This is a genomic window from Capnocytophaga leadbetteri, from assembly GCF_003054025.1.
GTDB classification, from domain to species: Bacteria; Bacteroidota; Bacteroidia; order Flavobacteriales; family Flavobacteriaceae; genus Capnocytophaga; species Capnocytophaga leadbetteri.
In genome coordinates, this window is the sequence record NZ_QBKG01000027.1 from 1 (window position 1) to 16,700 (window position 16,700).

Here is a 16,700-nt window from a genome sequence, read left to right on the forward strand (position 1 = left end):
TAGTTGATACTCATCTATACTGATGTAGTAAAGGAGTTCTTGCTTACAATACTTAACTTAAAAAATGAAAAACATAAATTAAACTGACAAAATAAATGTAAACCGTTTTTAGGACGTGACAAGTTTCTACTTCCTCTCTGAGCAAATAGCCTCTGTCCTTTTCCTCCATAGAGCTTATGTAATTCTTAAAAGGATTGCGATAGATAATTCCTTTATCTATGGCTATTTCTACCATTTTACAAAGGGGCATCATATAAACCCATATTGTGTTGTGAGTAAGACTTTTATTAACTCTAAGATAGAAATCAAAATCGTTGATAAAGTCTTCTGTAAGCTCTTTGAAAGAAATATCACTTCTACGGTATTTGTACTGGATAAACTCGCTCAAATGAGTATATACATTCTCATATTTGTTAAGAGTGCTGTAACTTCTAACACCTTTTTCTACCATCAAGGCAAAGTCCTCTTTGAACTTCTCATAGACTTTTAGCAAGGAATCTTCCATTACTCCTATACCTAGAAAAGTAGCTTTTAGCTTCTGAGCTGTAACCACTCCCTCGTACTTCATCAGTTCCTCGTAATGAGTAATGATACGTGAGCGAATTTCTTCCAGCTTTCGGTTGAGTTGGGTAGCTTCTTCTGTTTTACCTGTTACCCTGCCATATTTCAAATCCCATTTCTGTGGAAGGATTTCAAGTTTGGTACTAAACTGAGCTACCTGATTGTCAATGGTAATACGCCCCATAATAGCAACCTTACCGTTCTTCTTTGGGGCATTCTTTTTAAGGTAGAACAATACCTTAAAGGTTGAGTGTTTTACTTTTTTCATACTCTAATTTTTTAATTTGTGAAAGTACTTTTTATCAAGTTACTGTACAATATGAAAAAAGGTGTAAAACACTGAAATATAACCTATTAACAAAAAATATTTTTCAAGGTATTAGGTAACGATTTAGAAACCTATTTTTGAAAAAACCTATCTAAAACATCTAAGACTCTGTCTTCTCTTATCTTCCTGTCAAAAAATTAATCCTCTTTGTATGAGCTAATTACATTATTTTTTGTAGTTTTGCATTTTAAATTATATTTTTTGCAAAAAAGCATTGCTTTTTCTTTCTCCATTACTAAGAAAGCTCCGTGTACACGAGCGTCAAAACCATCCTTTTTCCCTTTGTTGTCGAAATTTTTATAAACTTCTCCTTCTAATTCCTCCCAAGAATCTATTAAGGATTGTCCTTTAAAAGTAATAAACTTTGAGGTACCTCCTATTGTCTTAAAAGATTTGTAGGAAAAATCATTAATTAATTGATATATGTTCATATTTACCATATTACGTTATTAAACAATAAATCATTTCTAATATTCTCTAATTCTGCCCGAACGTACACTTCTCGCAGAAACTCATTATCTCCACCTTTTTTCTCTGCTGTTTCCAATCTATTAGCAACATTTCTAAAATATTCATTTGTATGAATTTCTCGATGATAAGCCCCCGCTGGCGCAAGCTTGCAGCTTGTGCCCAATTCAGAATTCACAATTCTCTCCCCGTCCCACTTGTCGCACCCGTCCTCCCAATTCAAAATTCTCTCCCTGTCCCACAATCGCCGGTGCGGCTCGCCCTCCCAGCCCTCTCAGCCTTCTCATTCCTCCCACCAGTCCCACAATTCATAATTCAAAATTCATAATTCCCCTCGCGCTATTTAGAGCGCATTATAGGCTAAAAAACGCTTATCTCTATGGTGGGTAAAGAAAAATAAGGTTTTAGTCTTTTTGTATTTCACTTAGTTAAGTTGTTGTGCTTTTAACAACACATCTGATACATTGCCACCTCACCCTACTTTTTCTGTATAACAAATCTATCTTTTGTTCCTGTACTTAGAATTTTGATATTATTTAAGTCTACAACATATAACATTTCCTCAAAATTTCTTGTTTTAGGCGGAATAGAACTTGATAAGTCGCAGTCTTCGAAACTAACAAAATCACCAAAAACAGCCTCTGAAAAATCTACATTTTCTAAAACTGTTCTTTCTCTCTTTCTATTGTTATATATACCATTAAATGTAACATCCTCCAACTTTCCAATAAATTTACAATTACGAAAAGAAGAGTCGTTAAAATTTATATTTTTCAACTTACACTTATCAAAAATACAGTTGTCAAAAAATGGATACTCAAAATGTTGTCCTTGAAAATTACATTTTTGAAATGAACAGTTTTTCAATATTCCTCCATCTACACCAATAGGTATATTTCTCATATCAGCACTAATGAATTGGCAATTTATAAAATCACATCCCCATAAACCAATATGATTAAAATTACTTTTAAAAAATAAGCAGTCTTGAAAAATACAACTTTCAAAAGCTGTGTTCTCAAAAACAGTGTTTGAGAAGTCAAAATCATCAAAATTTTGCTTACTGAATTTTGTAAAAGTACTCCAAGATTTTTCTTTATAATTAATATTTTTCATAACATTTATTCTAAGGTCACCAATAAACACCTTCCCCCCCGCTGTCGCAAGCTTGCAGCTTGTGCCCAATTCATAGTTCATAATTCAAAATTCATAATTCCCCTCGCACTATTTAGAGCGCATTATAGGCTAAAAAACGCTTATCTCTATAGTGAGTAAAAAAATAATAAGGTAGTTCTTTTTTATTGTATTGATTATTAATCTATTGAAATTTTAAAAACACATCTGATACATTACCCATTACCCAAATTACTCTTTTGTATAGAAAGACAATATATCACCATAATTATATATGTTACTTATGCGTTCTATAACTATATTTTTATTAGGAAATTTATATTTAAAATAAATATCCCAAGAAAATTGTATAAATTCACCTATATTTTTAAACAATTTATCATCAATAACATCAGTACAATGAGCAAATAAATCATATAAGTATATTTTATTTATCTCAGATTCTATTTCTTTACTATTGTTATATCTCTTCTTGAGACTCTCATAAAGAAAATAATTATAGTTTTCCTTTAGTAAAATAGAGTTCTCAATTTCTATAGTCTCAGGAAATAGTAATTTACCTATGATTAAAATATCATCAGGATGAATATTGAAACTTATATATTGGTATAAGTCAATGTTATCTTTTTTAGACCATTTATTTTTCCATTTTATGTATTTACCTATTTCTTCTAAATTCATATGTTAAATATTTTGAGGAATTTCTTCTGTTGTTACTAGTCATAACTAGTTATATTATTTTGGGTATCCGCTCTAAATAGTATTCCATTACGAAGACCTTTTTCTAAAGAAAATCTTCCACTAACTTGTGTTGCATTTTCCAATTGCTATAAGAAAAAAGTTCCTCCCCCGTCCTCCCAATTCAAAATTCAGAATTCAAAATTCTCTCCCAGTCCCACAATCGCCGGTGCGGCTCGCCCTCCCAGCCTTCTCATTCCTCCCACCAGTCCCACAATTCATAATTCAAAATTCATAATTCCCCTCGCACTATTTAGAGCACTTTATAGGCTTTAAAAATGCTTATCTCTATGGTGGGTAAAGAAAAATAGTAGGGCAGTTCTTTTGTATTATTTTGATTAGCAAGTTGTTGTGATTTTAACAACACATCTAGAATATTACCCATTGTTCAAATTATTAAAGTACTTTTCCAGCATTGTAATGTTGTCATATTTTTGAGTACGATCTGTGTAAGCAAACCACTTATCAGCTAAATCATCAAATAATCGTTTACCTAAGTTTGTTAAATCACTTTCTTTGATGACTGTGTCAATGTTTAAATTACCTTCTTCATCAAAAGGATTTTTATGTAAGAGCCCTTTTTTATAGCTAAGTTGAAGCAAGTTGCTACAAGCAATAAGTGTATTGTCCTTATCAACTTGTCTTATATATGCTTCTGCTAGTCTCCTTACATTCAATAATACTATATCTTTCATATTTTATTTATTTATTTCATTCTAATTATTTGTGTTGGTACTTGTGATACATCAATAAGATTACCATTTTTATCTTTTACAAAGATACAAATAATTTACCAATTAGCAACCCGTGTTGCCAGAAATTTTTTCTTTTTCACCTACCCTATACAAACGATACAGGAACAATATAGGAACGATATAGGAAGAGCGAACGATAACCGAAAAATAATCGTCTAATAACCGACCTAAAAACAGAAAAATATGCTACCTTACATTAAAGTATATTGTGCTATTATGATGCTCGTGTATGGGCTCCCCCTTTGAAGGGGGGTAGGGAGGATGTTTATGTATACATTTAACAATCAGTATTTTATGATAAAATATCTCCTTAGTAATGTTTAGTTATGAATTCTAAGGTATACAAACCTTTATTTACCAAATTTGCTAATTGGCAAATTATTTGTACTTTTGCCTTATAAAAAATTGAAACGTTATGCCATATACAATTACCCTCAATAATGATAGTCCGCAAGCTTTAGCTTTTGTAGAGTTTGCCAAAAACTTTGATTTTCTAAAGGTTACTAAGAAAAGAGAAACGCAAAAGGCTCTTGCAAAGCCTGAAATAGATGACTTAGAAGAAGATGAATACGGTATTCCTATCAAATACCGCGATGAGATTATGGCTCTTTCTAAAAAAGTGAATAAGGCTGTTGCTAAGCGTTGGGAAGCCGCTATTGCTAAAAGAGAACAAGAGCAAAAATTATGATATATGTGTTACAACACAACAATTAGAAGAAAAAATATATAAAAAGAGTACCTGATGTTGAAATTAGGGCTCTCAAAATTTGCTAATCACCAAACTTGCTAATTTGCTAATTATTTGTATCTTTGCCGCAAAATTACATTCCGTATTATATACCCTATTAGTAATATGAAGCAACATCTAACTATCACTATACTACTCTTTTTCAGCTTCTTATCTGCGCAAGCACAAGTAACCAATACTACTCAAAATACTTCATCTACTCAGTCCGAAACTACTGTCAAAAACGGTATCGGGCGCATTGGCTTGCAGCAACCTAAGAGCATCGTGCAGCAGTATACTTATAATCCTGCCTTAGACCGCTATGTCTATACCCAAAAATTAGGTAAGTACGACCTTGCGACCCCTATGTTCCTCACTGTCAAGGAATACGAAGACTTAGTGATGCGCGAGCGTATGAGTGCCTACTATCGCGATAAGTTAGACGTATTAGGCGATACCCAAAGCGATACTACCCAAAAGAAAAAAGCCCAACGCGACTTGCTACCCGACCTATATGTCAATTCTGATTTCTTTGAAAGCATTTTCGGAGGGCGCAATATAGAGTTTACCCCTACCGGAAGCGTGGGGGTCGATTTTGGTTTGCGCTATACCCGCAACGATAACCCTGCTGTCAGTCCGCGCTACCGCAGTTCGTTTGGTTTGGACTTCGAGCAGCGCATCAGCTTAGGGCTTACCGGCAAGATAGGTACTCGTCTGAACCTCAATGCCCAGTATGATACCCAAGCCTCATTCGATTTTCAGAACGTATTCAAACTAGAATACGCTCCTGATGAAGATGATATACTACAGAAAGTAGAGCTCGGTAATATCTCTATGCCTATTTCTAACTCGCTTATTACCGGTTCGCAAAGTCTTTTCGGGGTGAAAACACAACTCAAGTTTGGGCGTACCACTATCACAGGGGTTTTCTCTGAACAGAAGTCAGAGCGCAAAACCCTTACGGCACAAGGGGGCGGTACTATTACCGAATTTGAGTTTTCGGCTTTAGACTACGACGAAAATCGAAACTACTTCTTGGCGCATTTCTTCCGCGACCAATACGATAGAGCTTTAGAAAATTATCCGTTTATCAATAGCAAAGTACAGATTACCCGCTTAGAGGTGTGGGTAACCAACCGCAATAGCCGTATGGGCAACATACGCAACATTTTGGCAGTACAAGACTTAGGCGAACCCCGAATGGATAGAACGCGCCTGTACGACAAGGCAGGCCCTGCATTCTACAATAGCACTACTAACAATATGCCTGCCAACCGCGCCAATAAGTACGACCCTACGCAGATAGGTACTGCCAATTCGGTACTTACTAATGCTATCCGCGATGTGGCAACCGTGCAACAGGGTTTTGGTACGAACCAATCGTATGTCAGTCAGGGGTATGACTATGCCGTAATAGAGAATGCTCGCAAGCTCGAAGAAGGGGTTGATTATAAGGTAGATACCAAGCTGGGCTTCATCTCGCTCAGCACAGCCCTCAGTGCCGATGAGGTGCTGGCGGTAGCTTACCAATATACCTACGGCAGCCAAGTGTACCAAGTGGGCGAGTTTGCTAACGATGGTATTTCGGCTACTACTAATAACAGCTTTTACGGAGGCAATAACGCTATTACCAATAACCTATTGGTGCTGAAGATGCTTAAGAGCAACCGCCTGAATGTGAAAGACCCTATTTGGGATTTGATGATGAAAAACGTCTATTCGGTGGGTACAGCACAATTGTCAGCTGAAGATTTTCGTATGAATATCTTCTATTCTAACCCTTCGCCTGTCAATTATATAGATAAAGTAGATAATGTAGGCTGGCCAACAGGCTTAGAAGACCGCATACTACTGAATCTTTTCAACTTCGACCGTCTCAATAAGTACAACGACCCACAACCAGGGGGCGATGGCTTCTTCGACTTTTTACCAGGGATTACCGTTGATGAGCAGTACGGCAAAATATTCTTTACCAAAGTAGAACCTTTTGGTAACTTCTTGCATACCACTTTAGGGGGGGGGACTTATAATGACCCTGCCACCTATAACAATAACCAGAAGAAGTATGTCTATACTTCGCTGTATAAAAATACCAAGACCAAAGCCCAAATGGACGGCGAGAAAAACAAGTTCGTGATGAAAGGGCGCTACAAAGCCTCAAGCAGGCGCGGTATTTCGTTGGGGGCTTTCAACGTACCACGAGGTTCGGTTAGGGTAACAGCCGGTGGACGTCTATTAGTAGAGGGACTCGACTATTTGGTGGATTACCAATCGGGTACGGTAGAGATAATTAACCCCAGTTTAGAGGCTAGCAATATGCCTATACAGGTGTCAATGGAGAATAACCTCATTTTTGGCGGACAAACCACCCGATTTATGGGGGTAAATGTAGAGCATAAGTTCAGCGATAAGTTCATACTAAACGGGGCTATCGTAAATCTGCGCGAACGACCCTTTACGCAGAAAACCAGCTATGGACAAGAGAATGTAAATAACACTATTTTTGGCTTAGCCGGTACTTATTCTACCGAAATGCCATTCCTTACCCGCTGGGTAAATCGCATTCCTACTATCAAGAGTGATGCGCCTTCTAACCTTTCGTTGCGAGGTGAGTTCGCTTACCTGTTGGCAAGCACTCCTAAGGCAGACGATTTTGATGGTGAAACCACCGTGTACTTAGACGATTTTGAGGCAGCACAAAGCACTATTGATATGCGTTCGCCTTTGGCGTGGAAGTTAGCCAGTACGCCTTTAGAGTTTGGCGCAGCAGGGGGCAGGAATAACAGTTCGGTGCCGCAAACCCTATACGGCAATACTCCTGACGATGCCGATAACCTAAAGAATGGCTATGGGCGTGCTAAAATGGCATGGTATACCATAGACCCTGTGTTCTACTCTACTCAGAAACCATCGACCATCAGCAGTAACGAAATATCAAAGAACAGCACCCGCCGTATTTTTATAGAAGAGATATTCCCTCAGCAGCAGTTGGCACAAGGGCAATCGTTAGTGCAGGCTACCCTCGACTTAGCCTATTATCCTAACGCCAAAGGGGCTTATAATAACGACCCTAACTTCGCCACTAAAACCAAAGACGAAAAATGGGGGGGTATAATGCGCGGTATGAGCTATTCTGATTTTCAAGAAAGCAATATCGAGTTTTTGCAATTCTGGGTGATGGACCCTTATTACTCAGGCGAATACAGCGGTACCGGTGAATTGGTGTTCAACTTAGGAAACATCTCAGAAGACGTGCTAAAAGACGGACGTAAGCAATACGAAAACGGATTGCCAGGGCTTTCGTCTACCTCTAGCATCAATACCTCTACTTGGGGCAAAGTGCCTGCAGCCCAATCGTTAGTATATGCTTTTGATGAAAGTTCGTCTAACCGCAGGCTGCAAGATATAGGTTTAGATGGTCTGAATGATGCCGATGAAGCCCGAATATATAGCAACAACATAGCGACTTCGCCTAACGACCCTGCGATGGATAACTACGAGTATTTCTTGGCGCGCAGTGGGGGCATCTTAAACCGCTATTACAATTACAACGGTACACAAGGCAACTCGCCAGTATCAGTGTCTGACAACGACAGAGGTTCTACTACCGTGCCTGATAATGAAGATATCAACGGCGACTTCACGATGAATACCACCAATAACTACTTAGAGTATAGGGTGCGTATCAAACCTAATATCAGCACTGCTGACCCTTATGTAAATGATATTCGCACCGTATCGGTAGAAGCGCCTAACGGACAAAGGGTGGCTACTCGCTGGATACAGTTCAAAATACCGATTGAGAGCGGAGCTATGTGGCGCGAAGGCTATACCTTCCCGCTAAATAGCAATGATAAGATGGACATCATCAACTCGATGACCCATATGCGTATGTACCTAACGGGCTTCCCTCAAGAGATGCTCTTGCGTTTTGCTACCCTCGATTTGGTGCGCGGTGACTGGCGTTATTACAACTATACCCTTAGCACCGACCAAGATGACCCTTCAGACGATGGCACTAAGGTAGAAATCAACTCAGTAAACCTAATTGAAAACGAAACCCGTCAGCCTATACCTTATCGTATGCCACCAGGGGTAAACCGCGAGCGTATCAATACTAACAATACTTTAGTAGAGCAGAACGAACAAGCCCTATCGTACATAGTAGATAATCTCGAAAATAAAGATAGTAGGGCGGTGTATAAGGCGTTGCGCTTTGACCTGCGGCAGTATAAGTATATCAAGATGTTTGTACACGCCGAAGCCTATAAGAATAAGCCTCTGCACGACAATCAGGCGGTAGCCTTTATAAGGCTCGGTACCGACTTTAGCGATAACTACTATCAGGTAGAAATACCACTGAAGGTTACCCAACCGGGTAGCTCGTCAGAGTACACTATATGGCCTAAAGAAAACCAGTTCTCTATACCGATGGAAGTGCTTACCAAGCTCAAAGCTATAAGCATCAGAAACCAAACCCTCGATAGGGTAACTTATTATGACGGCAATTACAATGTAGTGAGCGAAAATGCCCCTTACCACGCTGGCGAAAACCGCTATGTGATAAAGGGAAATCCGTCATTGGGTAGCGTACGCGCTATGATGGTAGGTATTAAGAACGTATCGGGCAATAATGGATTGAGTGGTGAGTTCTGGTTTAACGAATTGCGTGTAGCTGAACTCGAAAACCACGGTGGTTGGGCAGCTATAGGCTCCCTCGATGCAAATGCCTCTGAACTGCTGAACATATCGGCTACAGGGCGTATGCACACCGTAGGCTTTGGTTCGGTAGACCAAACCCCTAAACAACGGGCGTTAGAGAGCACCCAAGAGTACGATGTGATGATGAATGTAAATGCGGGTAAGCTGTTGCCGCCTAAGTGGAATATGCAAATACCGGTAGGCTTAAGTCACTCGCAAAAACGCTCTACTCCAGAGTATGACCCCGTGTATCAGGATATTAAGCTGAAAGACCGTTTAGACGTAGCCCAAAGCAGCTCGGAGCGTGACGTCATAAGAGAGCAGGCTGAAGACTTTACCCTAAGACGAGGCATTAACTTGATAGGGGTGAAGAAGAACCTATCGGAAGGACAAAAGCCACGTGTGTACAACATAGAAAACTTTACGTTTAACTACGCTTATAACGAGAAGAACCACCGCGACTATGAACTTAAGTATGAAGATGAGCAGCAGGTACGCGCTGGCTTTATGTATAACTACGCCTTTAAGCCTACTGCGTTCGAGCCTTTTAAGAAGGTAACCAAATTCAAAGGCAAAAAGTATTGGCAATGGCTTAGTGATGTTAATCTGAACTTATTGCCTACTAGCGTAATGTTTACAGCCGATGTAAACCGCTCATTTACTAAGCAGTTATTCCGCGATGTGTACTTTGAGGGCGTTAATACCAGTTTGCAGAAAGCACTGCCAGAGCTACAACAGCGCAACTACTTGATGAACCATCAGTACGCTATCAATTATAACCTTACTAAGTCGCTGAAGTTTAGTTTTAATGCTACTAATAATAGCGTTATCCGCAATTACTATACTTATGATGCTTTCGGAGATATTTCGGGCGTGAATAAAGAAAAATCATTGTGGAGTGATTTCTGGGATATGGGTACCCCTGACCACTTCTTCTCTAAATTCCAATTGAATTACGACTTGCCATTTAGCAAGTTCCCTTTCTTTGAGTTTATGAGGGCTAACTATACTTATTCAGGTGATTTCGACTATCAGCGCGGTTCGCAAACGCTGCTACAGTTGGCACATCAGGATATTAACACCCTGCAAAATGGCAATACCCACAACCTAACAGCCAACTTTACTTTCGAACAACTCTATCGCTATTTAGGAGTGAAACCTACTCCGCGAGGTGAGAAGACAAGTGTAGGAAAATCGCTGATGACAATGCTTAAAACCGCTGGGGTAAATTATTCGGTTACCAATGCGCGCACTATACCTGGTTATACCCAGCAAATAGGCTTCCTCGGTACGCTCAAACCATCAGCAGGCTTTATGTTTGGCGACCAAACTGACTTGCGCTACGAGATGGCTAAGAAAGGTTACCTAACAGAGTTCGCTGATTTCAACGACCAATATATCAGTTCTAAAGAAAAGCAACTTATCATTACCGCTAACTTGCAACCTATACCCGATTTGCAAATCAACCTAAAAGCAAATAGGCAATACACTGAGAACTACACCGAAACTTTCGAGGTGCGCAACTTTGTGTATAACAAATTGGTAGGCAATCAGGTAGGAAGTTTTAATATCTCTACTAACTTATTGGCTTCAAGTTTTAATAAGATAGACGAATACAATTCGGCAGCCTTTGATAAGTTTAAAAACAACCGTCTAACCATAGCGCGCCGTTTGGCAGATGCTCGAGGGCTTAACCCTGCCAATGTAGATGCTGAGGGCTATCCGGTGGGCTATAGCAAGAAGAGCCAAGCGGTGATGATACCTGCCTTTGTAGCGGCTTATTCGGGTAGTAGCGCCAGCGGTGTATCGCTCGATGCTTTCAAGAGTATTCCTATTCCTGAGTGGAATGTGCGCTATACAGGGCTGATGAGGGTTGATTTCATCAAGAGTGTTTTCAAACGCTTCTCATTAGCACACGGCTATCGCGCGAGCTATTCGCTTAGTGAGTTCCGTACTAATTTAGAGTACGAGCCTGCTAACCCTAATAAGACCAACGTAGCAGGTGATTTCCTCAATGATAAATTGTACTCGACTGTTACCCTTGCTGAGCAGTTCAACCCACTGCTACGTGCTGATATGGAGCTTAAGAACTCTATGAGCTTATTGGCAGAGTTCAACCGCGACCGTACTATCTCTATCAGTCTCGATAATGATTATCTGACCGAGATACTCAAGCGCGAATACAAATTCGGTATGGGCTACCGTTTCAAAAACTTGGCATTTGTTACCCAATTGGCAGGTACACCTACTACCGTAAAAAGCGATTTGGTGCTCAAAGGTACGCTGTCTTACCTAAGAGAGTTCACTGTGATACGCAATATGGAGATATTTAATAACCAAGTGACTGCAGGACAGACCTCGTGGATAGGTAACTTTAGTGCTGAATATGCACTAAGTCGCAATTTGTTAGCGTCTTACTACTTGCAGTACAATTTTTCGAAATCGGCTATTTCTACCTCCTTCCCGATGACAACTTTCAGAACAGGCGTATCAGTGAAGTATACCTTTCAATAAATAGCCCAATAAGCTAATTTACACCCTTATAAATTGGATACCTACAAAACCATAGCAGCCCCTGTAGAAGAGGTGATATTTAAGGAGAAGAGCAGCAAGTTTTTAGGCTATGCTTTTCCCGTCACTTCTGAAGAGGAGATAAAAGCGCACCTCGAGGCGGTCAAGAAGGCACACTTCTCGGCACGCCATTGGTGCTATGCGTGGCAACTGGGCTATGGTAGGCATTTGCGTTATCGTGCGAATGACGATGGCGAGCCTAATAACACGGCGGGCATACCTATCTATGGGCAAATACAATCGTTTGAGCTTACTAATGTACTAGTGATAGTAGTGCGCTATTTCGGGGGTATCAAATTGGGAGTAGGCGGACTGGTGCAAGCCTATAAAACGACTGCCCAACTTACCCTGCAAGAAACAGAAATAGAGGAAAAGCTCATCACTGAAGAATTGGTAATTAACTTTGACTATCCGTTGATGAACAAAGTGATGCGCGTAGTAAAAGAGCAAAACCTGACGGTTACTGCCCAACACCTCACCGAAAGTTGTGAGCTACATCTGGCTATCCGCCAAAGCGATTACGCTAAAATTGAAGAGATTTTTAATAACCTTTACGGAGTGATGATCAAGCAATTAGATACTTAGCAAATTATGAATGTAGCCCTTAGTAGTTTTGGAATGAGTGGGCGTGTATTTCACGCACCTTTTATAGCGCAACACCCACACCTGCACCTTTATGCAGTGGTAGAGCGTCATCGCGAGGACTCGCGTACGCTTTATCCGGATAGTGTATTATACCGCTCGGTAGAAGAGATGCTACAAGACCCTAAAATAGAGGTAGTAGTAGTCAATACCCCTGTGCAGACGCATTATCAGTACGCTAAAGATGCCCTTTTGGCAGGTAAACACGTATTAGTAGAAAAGCCTTTTACCCTTATTGCTGAAGAGACGCAAGACCTCGACCTTTTGGCAAGAGAAAAAGGCAAACTGCTGACTGTCTACCAAAATAGGCGTTATGACGGTGATTATCTAAAAGTAAAAGAGGTAATAGAAAGTGGGGTATTGGGCGAGCTGAAAGAAGTAGAAATACGCTTCGACCGTTTTCGTACCGAGATTAGCAGTAAAGCCCATAAAGAAACAGCTGAGCGTGGCGGAGGGGCTCTCTATGACCTAGGGGCGCACCTCATAGACCAAGCCCTACAGCTTTTTGGGCAGCCTAAGGCTATATATGCTGATAAGGGTTATCTGCGCCCTCATACTCAAGCTGATGATTATTTTGAATTGCTCTTCTTTTACGACCAACAATTGCGGGTGCGCCTCAAATCGACTACTTATGCTCTAGAACGCCAATGGGAATATACCCTACACGGCACTCGCGGCTCTTTCTTACAGCAGCGTTTCGACGGACAAGAAGCTGCCCTTGTAGCCGGAGCCATACCCACCGCTACCCCTTGGATGCCTAAAATAGAGCAGCCTAATGGGATACTTCACACCCTCGAAAGCCGTACCCTTACTACCGCTCAGCACGGCAATTACTGGCAGTTTTACGAAGATTTCTATCAAGCTCTTATAGGCAAGAAAGAGAACCCCGTACCCGCTGCCCAAGCCGTAGCAACGATGGAGATGATTTGCCAATTTGTCGATTTGCCAATTTGTCGATTTGCCAATTTGTCGATTTGACGATGAGCTGATCGATTTGCCAATTTGCCGATGAGATGATTGACAAATTGGCAAATTGACTAATTGACAAATTATAATCTTCCTTGTAAAAACTTCTTTACTTTTTTAGTATCATAGCCTTTGCCCGACTCTAAATCCTCACTTTTTTGGGTGAAGAGCACTTCTCCTTTGGCATTGAGAATCAAGAATGCAGGATAACCAAACTGCGCACCAGGGTTGCCGTATTTGGCAAAAGCCTTTTCGTTTTTGTTTTCAGGTGAAAAATTGAGGTGATAAAACACGTATTTCTTGTCTAAAATAGTCTTTAACTCAGGGTTAGTGGTTACTAAATGGTTGAAGCGCAAGCACCAAATACACCAATTGCCCCCAATCTGTACGAGCACCTTTTTGCGTTCCTTTTTAGCTTGTTTTAGCAATTCGCTGATGCGCTTATCGCCGTCTTCTTCAGGGTGATAAGGCTGCTCATAGCCCGCGCGCTCTTTGTTAGTTTCTTCACTACTTTGCGCCCAAGCTGTCATTCCGCCCCAGCAAAGCAGGGCTATAAAAATAAGGTTCTTCATAAAAACACAATTTATTTGATATTGCAAAGATACAAAATTCATACCACAAAGTGCTACAAAGTGCCGTTTTTCATTTGCAATAAAGTCTTTTGCAGGCTATCTAAAAGTTTTTTCTTATCTTTTTCTTGTGCTGCTTGCACGGCTTTTTCTTCTGTTTTTATGGCTTCGTCTTTCTGGTTGGTAGCGTATAGTAAGCAGGCGTAAGTATCGAGGTAATAAGGGTCATTCTCTCTGAAATCGCAGATAGCCTCCATCCAGCGTGTGGCTTTAGAGAGTAAGGCAGCATCATTGCGACGCGTTTCGAAGATATAATAAGCAATAGTGTTAGCCTGATTTGTCCATACATTGCCATAAGAATACCAATCGGAATAATACCCATTCTTAGGAAATACCTTGTTGATACCTTGCACAAAATTGCCTTTCCCCTGCGCGATAACTCCCTCTATATAAGGTATGTAATAATCAATAGCCGCTTGCTTATCTCGGTCTAACAAATAGTATATATAACCCAGTGCCGAAGTCATCTTTTTAGCGACTGCCTCTTCGTAAATAGGTCTAATCTCTTCAAGAGGTAGTACTTTTTCTTTTTCTAAGTCATTAATGGCCTCTTGCACAGTCGAGTCGTATAGCTCTATTTTCTTTTTAGAGCTGATATTCACGTCTTTATCAATAGCTTGGTTGTAGGCTTCAATGGCTTGGCTGAACTTCATCAGGTAGGCAATGGTTTGTAGCTTGTCTTTAGTAGCGACTTTTTTATCCTCTATCAGATAATTCTGGTAGTTATCAAGGTTTCTGACGGTCATTCTGGCAAATAAGGGGTCTAAAACTGTATCGTTTTGATGACTTGCAGCTACTCTACGCCATTGGTAAGTCAGTTGGGCGGGGGTGGTTTTCAGTTGGTAAATAAGTTTTTTATTTTTGAAGTCGAGTGCGTAATACTCTTGCTCAAATTTTTTGCGATCGGTAAGCAAATATAAGCTCAAATCATAGTTTTTGAGGTAGGTGTAAAAGAGCGCTTCCACTTCTTTTATAGGAGCCTGAGGGTTAGCAAATAGCTGGTCGATGTGGCGCGCTACTATGATGCTGTTGAAAAGAGTAGGTGCCGTATTTTTTCCGAAGAAATCATCGCGCTGGGCTTCGGCTATGGTACTTTCTTGATAGTAAAGCACGTGTCCCTCGTAATCTACAAAAATCACTTGGTTTTTATCAGTGGCAATACCGTGTTTTTTCAGCCACTGCTCATCGTCTTTAGAAGTGGTATAAAACTGATAAGTAAAAGGTAGTTTATCGCTTTTCTCTATCTTGTAAGATAGTTTTAGCAACTCAAACTCTTTGTCGGCTTTGGGGTTCTGCGGTTGGTGAAGGATAGCGAGCAACTGCTGAGTGGGTTTTACGCGTTGTATTGCTTTTTCAACATTCTTGCTATCGCTCACTACTAAGGTGGCGTTTATCTTTGCTTCCTCTTCCTCCTCTTTATAGTCTTCGAGTATATCGTCATAATCATCCATTATACAACCCAGTTTCCTATTCGTTTTAAGTCCTTTAAAAGCCAGATGTTCCCAGTTCTTTACACGCGTTATCTCGTTGGGGTAGAGGGGGTAGGGATGAGCTTCTGGTATATATCAGGGCTTTTATTGCCTGTTTCCATAAGTGATAGCTCGCCTGTTGAAGCCTCATATACTCCTATAAATTCATTCCTTAAAGCACTGTTCTCTCCCAAGAAAACAACTTCTAAGGCATTGGTATTTTTGCCTATATAAAAAGTGTTGATGGTTACCTTGTCGTTATTTTCGCGGTATTCGGCAGCAAAGCTGTTTACCAAATAGAGCTTTTCGGTACGCGGAATTTCGATATGAAGGGTATCATTAGCGAACTGGTCTTTCACCTCCTTATACAGATGCAGATAAGTGACGCCCCCTTGTTCGTTTTCGTAGCCTACATAAATAAACGGGGTGGAAGCCTCCCAAATCATTCCTTTGGAGCGTATGAATGAGAGTTGCAGCTGCTGGGAGTTGCCCTGCTGTTTGTGTAGCATAAAAGAGCGGTCAGCGTTTAGTATCACGAGGTTGCCATCGCGTCTGTAGCTACCTGAGTATTTTATCACATCGAAAGTATTATCAGCATTGAGCCGAATACTTTCTCTTTCTCTATCGTTTTTATAAATCCCGATAAGGCTATCGACTTGAGCATAGCCTGCGCTGGCTAAGAGGGTGAAAAGTAGGAGGAGGCTTTTCATAGAACACTTTTTTTGCTTAATAAGAGTACAAAATTCATACCAATTATGGGAGTTGGGAGTGCGAGCCGCACCGGCGATTGAGGGAAGGCTGGGAGGATTGAGAGGGCTGGGAAGAGTAGATGTTTATATTTCGGTAATGGGTCGCTTATCCTTCGCTCTTCCTGTATCGTTTGTATAGGGTAGGTGAAAAAGAAAAAAATTCTGTTCACGGCGTTCGCATTTAAAAATAACTTAGTATCTTTGCTGTCAAAAAGATATTATGGATAGTTGTTTTACAGAATCATTTAAAGATTTAGAAGAT

The 16,700-nt window shown here is 40.3% G+C and carries 12 protein-coding genes and 1 pseudogene; 4 read left to right on the plus strand and 9 right to left on the minus strand.

Annotated elements, in window-relative coordinates; translation table 11 throughout:
• Positions 1-121 precede the first annotated feature (121 nt).
• The 6 genes and pseudogenes from C8P65_RS11730 to C8P65_RS11755 all read right to left on the minus strand — a co-directional run.
• Positions 122-829, minus strand: a pseudogene (locus C8P65_RS11730) (phage integrase SAM-like domain and Arm DNA-binding domain-containing protein); the annotation flags it as partial.
• A 197-nt stretch (positions 830-1,026) separates the two neighbouring features.
• Entirely contained in the window at positions 1,027-1,320 is a 294-nt protein-coding gene (locus C8P65_RS11735; RefSeq protein WP_245887412.1) for a hypothetical protein, read from the minus strand.
• 2 nt (positions 1,321-1,322) lie between these two features.
• Positions 1,323-1,535: an AHH domain-containing protein gene (locus C8P65_RS11740; RefSeq protein WP_211305905.1), complete on the minus strand. Its 213-nt coding sequence runs from the start codon at positions 1,533-1,535 to the stop codon at positions 1,323-1,325.
• 299 nt (positions 1,536-1,834) lie between these two features.
• On the minus strand, positions 1,835-2,554 hold the full coding sequence (locus tag C8P65_RS11745) for a pentapeptide repeat-containing protein (RefSeq protein WP_107782958.1): 720 nt from the start codon (positions 2,552-2,554) through the stop codon (positions 1,835-1,837).
• 168 nt (positions 2,555-2,722) lie between these two features.
• Positions 2,723-3,172, minus strand: a complete 450-nt coding sequence (locus C8P65_RS11750; RefSeq protein ID WP_107782959.1) for a hypothetical protein — start codon at positions 3,170-3,172, stop codon at positions 2,723-2,725.
• Between the two features lie 434 nt (positions 3,173-3,606).
• Positions 3,607-3,924: a hypothetical protein gene (locus C8P65_RS11755; protein WP_107782960.1), complete on the minus strand. Its 318-nt coding sequence runs from the start codon at positions 3,922-3,924 to the stop codon at positions 3,607-3,609.
• 475 nt (positions 3,925-4,399) lie between these two features.
• On the opposite strand from C8P65_RS11755, the gene C8P65_RS11760 reads away from it, so the two are divergent.
• The 4 genes from C8P65_RS11760 (at position 4,400) to C8P65_RS11780 (ending at position 13,603) form a co-directional block, all read left to right on the plus strand.
• Complete coding sequence (locus tag C8P65_RS11760; RefSeq protein WP_107782961.1) at positions 4,400-4,672, plus strand: glutaredoxin-2 domain protein; 273 nt, start codon at positions 4,400-4,402, stop codon at positions 4,670-4,672.
• A gap of 165 nt (positions 4,673-4,837) precedes the next feature.
• A complete protein-coding gene (gene sov / locus C8P65_RS11770; RefSeq protein ID WP_107782964.1) occupies positions 4,838-11,926 on the plus strand; it encodes a T9SS outer membrane translocon Sov/SprA in 7,089 nt (2,362 codons plus the stop codon).
• Positions 11,927-11,959: 33 nt separating this feature from the next.
• Positions 11,960-12,568 carry an IMPACT family protein gene (locus tag C8P65_RS11775; protein ID WP_107782962.1) on the plus strand — a complete coding sequence of 203 codons (609 nt, stop codon included), beginning with the start codon at positions 11,960-11,962 and terminating at the stop codon, positions 12,566-12,568.
• A 6-nt stretch (positions 12,569-12,574) separates the two neighbouring features.
• Complete coding sequence (locus C8P65_RS11780) at positions 12,575-13,603, plus strand: Gfo/Idh/MocA family protein (protein WP_107782963.1); 1,029 nt, start codon at positions 12,575-12,577, stop codon at positions 13,601-13,603.
• 71 nt (positions 13,604-13,674) lie between these two features.
• Here C8P65_RS11780 and C8P65_RS11785 read toward each other — a convergent pair whose 3' ends face one another.
• From C8P65_RS11785 to C8P65_RS12320, 3 genes are all read right to left on the minus strand, one after another.
• Entirely contained in the window at positions 13,675-14,163 is a 489-nt protein-coding gene (locus C8P65_RS11785; RefSeq protein WP_095914400.1) for a thioredoxin family protein, read from the minus strand.
• Between the two features lie 53 nt (positions 14,164-14,216).
• Positions 14,217-15,671, minus strand: a complete 1,455-nt coding sequence (locus C8P65_RS11790; RefSeq protein WP_245887413.1) for a hypothetical protein — start codon at positions 15,669-15,671, stop codon at positions 14,217-14,219.
• Between the two features lie 68 nt (positions 15,672-15,739).
• Complete coding sequence (locus C8P65_RS12320; protein WP_245887415.1) at positions 15,740-16,399, minus strand: hypothetical protein; 660 nt, start codon at positions 16,397-16,399, stop codon at positions 15,740-15,742.
• Positions 16,400-16,700 lie beyond the last annotated feature (301 nt).

Bases quoted from the DNA above. Each gene is read 5' to 3' on its own strand.
- C8P65_RS11760 (WP_107782961.1), top strand. From the start codon at position 4,400: ATGCCATATACAATTACCCTCAATAATGATAGTCCGCAAGCTTTAGCT.
- C8P65_RS11780 (WP_107782963.1), top strand. From the start codon at position 12,575: ATGAATGTAGCCCTTAGTAGTTTTGGAATGAGTGGGCGTGTATTTCAC.
- C8P65_RS11735 (WP_245887412.1), bottom strand. From the start codon at position 1,320: ATGAACATATATCAATTAATTAATGATTTTTCCTACAAATCTTTTAAG.
- C8P65_RS11745 (WP_107782958.1), bottom strand. From the start codon at position 2,554: ATGAACTATGAATTGGGCACAAGCTGCAAGCTTGCGACAGCGGGGGGG.
- C8P65_RS11785 (WP_095914400.1), bottom strand. From the start codon at position 14,163: ATGAAGAACCTTATTTTTATAGCCCTGCTTTGCTGGGGCGGAATGACA.
- C8P65_RS11755 (WP_107782960.1), bottom strand. From the start codon at position 3,924: ATGAAAGATATAGTATTATTGAATGTAAGGAGACTAGCAGAAGCATAT.
- C8P65_RS11750 (WP_107782959.1), bottom strand. From the start codon at position 3,172: ATGAATTTAGAAGAAATAGGTAAATACATAAAATGGAAAAATAAATGG.
- sov (WP_107782964.1), top strand. From the start codon at position 4,838: ATGAAGCAACATCTAACTATCACTATACTACTCTTTTTCAGCTTCTTA.
- C8P65_RS11790 (WP_245887413.1), bottom strand. From the start codon at position 15,671: ATGGATGATTATGACGATATACTCGAAGACTATAAAGAGGAGGAAGAG.
- C8P65_RS12320 (WP_245887415.1), bottom strand. From the start codon at position 16,399: ATGAAAAGCCTCCTCCTACTTTTCACCCTCTTAGCCAGCGCAGGCTAT.